The organism is uncultured Mycobacterium sp., assembly GCF_964249325.1.
GTDB lineage: Bacteria > Actinomycetota > Actinomycetes > Mycobacteriales > Mycobacteriaceae > Mycobacterium.
On sequence record NZ_CAXUCH010000227.1, the window covers coordinates 1 to 3,941 of the forward strand.

General features: G+C 59.4%; 3 protein-coding genes and 1 pseudogene. All 4 read right to left on the reverse strand.

All coding sequences use genetic code 11. The features are described from left to right. A partial coding sequence (locus tag ACFE99_RS20775) for an AMP-binding protein (RefSeq protein WP_375488300.1) occupies positions 1-929 on the reverse strand: 929 nt, incomplete at its 3' end. A 63-nt stretch (positions 930-992) separates the two neighbouring features. Continuing rightward, a pseudogene (locus ACFE99_RS20780) lies at positions 993-1,970 on the reverse strand (condensation domain-containing protein); the annotation flags it as partial. Positions 1,971-1,991: 21 nt separating this feature from the next. Continuing rightward, positions 1,992-2,222 carry an MbtH family protein gene (locus ACFE99_RS20785; RefSeq protein WP_375488297.1) on the reverse strand — a complete coding sequence of 77 codons (231 nt, stop codon included), beginning with the start codon at positions 2,220-2,222 and terminating at the stop codon, positions 1,992-1,994. Positions 2,223-2,615: 393 nt separating this feature from the next. Beyond that, positions 2,616-3,725: a class I SAM-dependent methyltransferase gene (locus ACFE99_RS20790; RefSeq protein ID WP_375488298.1), complete on the reverse strand. Its 1,110-nt coding sequence runs from the start codon at positions 3,723-3,725 to the stop codon at positions 2,616-2,618. Positions 3,726-3,941 lie beyond the last annotated feature (216 nt).

The following is a 3,941-nucleotide window of genomic DNA, read 5'->3' on the forward strand; positions in this document are numbered from 1 at the left end:
AAGATCTCCCATACCGAGACGTCGAAGGCATAGGAATGCCACTGAGACCACACCTGTCGCGGCGCGAGCTCGCCATCCACGGACTCCAGCAGCTGGATCACGTTCTGGTGGGTGATGGCTACGCCCTTGGGGACCCCGGTGGTGCCCGAGGTGTAGATCAGGTAGGCGATGTCATCGGGGGCCGGCGCCGGCGGGGCCGTGCTGGGTTGGACATCAACGCGGGGATCGTCGACATCGATCACCAGCAGGTCCTGGCCATCTAGACGCGAGAGTAGACCGGTTGTGGTGATCGCCGCGACGGGCGCGGCATCATCGAGCACGAATTCGATGCGGGCCGCCGGGTGAGCTGGGTCGATCGGCAGATACGCCGCCCCGGTTTTCAGCACCGCCAGGATGGCCGCGATCGCCTCAGCAGAACGAGGAAACAGCAGCGCCACACACTGGCCCGGGCCGGCACCATGGGCGGCCAGCAGGTGCGCCAAGCGGTTGGCCGCCTCATCGAGCTGCCGATAGGTCCACGACACCTCGCCGCATGTCAGTGCCACCGCCTCGGGTGCGCGGGCCACCTGGGCGCCAAATAGCACTGGAATTGACGCCGGCCCGCTCACGGGCTGGGTCAACACTGCCCGGTTAGCCCACCCATCGAGACGGTCAAGCTCGTCCTCACCGAGCAGATCCACCGTCGACAAGGACCGCCCGGGATCGGCCGCCATCGCCGCCAACACCCGCTGCAATCGCCGCGCTAAATCGGAGACGTCAAAGTTGGACAGCGGCTGCCCAGCACCTGTTGTGGTCAAAGAGAGCTGGCCATCGGCGCTCAAAAAGAACAAGCCAAAGTGGCCCACGCGGCCAAAACCGGTAACCACCCCTGACGCCGCTGCATCGGCAAAAGGCAGCGCAGTTATCGACGGGACGAAGTTGACACCCACCCTTTGGGCTGCTCGCCTCGGACCTCTGGGGCGGGCCTTGCGCTCAAGAACGTGTACCGGGAACCGTTGATGCTGCAGCGCCTCGCGTATCCGGGTGTCAACATGCGCACAAAAAGCGTCAACCGTAGCTTCCGGCGAAACCGTCAACACCAGCGGAACAACCCCGGATACCATCCCGAGAAACGTGGCTGACTCCGGACTTGTTCGCCTACTGACAAAGAAATCGAGCACCACCTCTGAACCCGCGGCGCACCACCGTCGCACCAATAGCGCGCACGCCGCAGTGATCACCGATGACCGACGCATTTTCAATAGGTCAGCCAACTCGTGGGTCTGATCAACGATCGAAGGGTCTAATCGAATCGGGTCGGAAACTGACAACGAATCATGCCCGCCCGCTGATTGCGGCGGACCATAGGATGGCTCGTTTTCGGCCGGTAGGTTCGCACTCCAATACGCTAAATCGTCGGAGTAATCCTCAGACGCCTCGTATTCTGCCTCCCAGGCAACTAACTTTTGCAGCGAGCCAAAGAATGCGGGCGCCACGGCTGTGCCAGAAACCAGCGCAGAATAAACCACAGCGACTCGGTTGGCAAAAAGCACTGTGCCGAATCCGTCGGTGACCAAATGATGGAAGCACAATAACCAATAGAATTCGTCGGGCCGCGTCTGAAATAACGCAAACTTAAATAGTGGCCCGCCGGACGGCATGGGCGTACGCCGGATCAATTCTGCTAGCCGGTAGGCCTCCCGCACAGGGTTCGGTGAGTGCCGGAGGTCATACACGGGAAGCTCGACGTGCGGATCGTCAATCACCTGTTGGAAGACTTGGCCGTCCACCTCGAAAAACGCGGCCCTGACCGGTTCCGCCTCTGCCACCACCTGCCGGATCGCTTGTTCCAGGACATCAGGTGCTACCGCGCCCTCGATTATGTCGAATGTGGTGATGTGCCACTCGGGATCAAAGTGACCCGTTTCTTGGGCAAGCCAAATATCGAGCTGTCCGCGCGTTAGCGGAAGTGCCCTGTGATGAAGCTCCATCGGACTCCCCGAACCAGACCGTTACCTGGCAAAAGCCCGGTGTTGCGCCAGCCTCTCGCGAAGGTTCTTCGGTCGTATATCGGTCCAATCCTGATCGATGTCACACAGACACGCAGCGCCGTTCGCTTCGCGGTAACCCACCTGCCAGCCGGCTGTAAAGTCGGCGACGGTCGGCCGTAGGGCGTGTTGCTCCTCGTCGTTGAGCAAGACCAAGTAACTCCCGTTCTCATCATCCAGCGGATCGATGCTCACCCGGTGTCCCGGCAGTCTTATCGACACGAGCGCAATAGTCCCATATTGTACGGTCGCGCAATAGGGTCGGTCCGGGCTTTTGATGGATCCCTGATGTGACCCATCGCACAACGCAAGTGAGCTGCGTCGGTTCCGGCCGGTAAACTTCCGGACCGCTGACCTGCAGCGATGGGCTGCGTCTTCCAGGGCCGAGCGAACGCCGCCTCAATGCCGTCGCTACAGGCGCGACTTCGATGTGTCACCGGAGAATTGATGCCGGAGATGTCGTCGCCAAGCTGGGCAGCTCGATCGTGGCGTCAACGAGGCGACCAACTCGTTGTTCTCAACCAGACCAGGTTCTGGCGCCGGGTGGGACACGCCCTATCACAATCGGTACTACACCGACGGATCGGACTAACAGGGGTGACTACCGGTGCGACCAAGCTGGCCTAGGCCGGTGATCTCCAGACTAACCGACTTCCGTTGCCCAGCTGCACCAAGCATGAAAAGGATATCGCCTATCGGCGCGCCCAACCAAAACCGCCAAAATGGCCGCTGAAAAAATGCCCAGGTGAAGCGACCGTCCCCTAGGAGCCATCCTGTGATCCAGAGGAGGTAATACACTACGCGTTTCCACCGCGTAACAACCATCTCTGCATTCATCTCCATGATTTCAAGGCCCCAAGCCCGGTATCGCCATTCTAGCTCGTAGCGGCTCTGAAATTCATAGAATGCTCGCATCTCGCCACTAGTGACCAGATACTCATCAAAGACAAGGATGGATCCTTCGATAAATCGATCCTTGCAGGTTTCCAATGCATGCACGCAGCTCTCATATGTATCCAAATCCATGTGGAAGAGCCTGATCGGGGCGCCTGGCCGGTCGGTCAGGAATGGCCCCAACGTGTCATAGGTGGTGCCCTTGCTGAACTGCACTTTGCGACCGAGCGTCGCGGGCAAGCCATCCTCCAAGGTCACACCGGTATCCCGCATAAGATGTTGTTCGAGCACTCCGGATAGTGAAAAAGCTCCACGCTCGACGACCCGGTCTTCAAGCTGCCAATCTTCAACAAGGCCCGAAAAAGTATCGAACCCATATACCATGCGGTCGCAAGCATCCGACATGAGCCTTGTCGACCAGCCGATCCAGACACCTAGGTCGAGAAGTAATTCCTCAGAATTCTCACCGCGGGGTTCCAACAGGCGCGATGCTTCCCACAATAAAGTGTGACCACGAACCTTGCGTCGACGCAGATCAGAAAGCGTGCGGATAATAAACGCACGATATGCGTCGTCATAAACCCGAATGTCCCGCGTATATAAATTCGGAACGTAGCGGTCGCGATCCCGATAAGCAAAGCGTGCACATACCAGCAAAAGCAAGACAACGCCAATCGCGACCAAGAGGATGGGCAGGAAGTAACACACGGCAGCCACGACAAGCGCGATGCCGATGAGAAGCCCTTTCCAGAAGCGATGAAGATTCGTCCGATCCACCGTGCGCCTATCGACGACTACAGCCACCAATCACCTCCAGATTCCCGCACAGCCTAGGCTCTACTGGCTGCGCAGCGCGGTCAAACCACGCCGACCTTGACCGCGGCGAAGGGGCAATGTGCGGCGACGCTTTGCAGACAATGGTTTTCGTGTCGCCGACGCGGGTGAACATGATGGCGGCAGAGTCGTGGATATGATCAGCGCTGGCCCCACTCGCGGCAACGGGTGGCGGTCGCCTGCTTG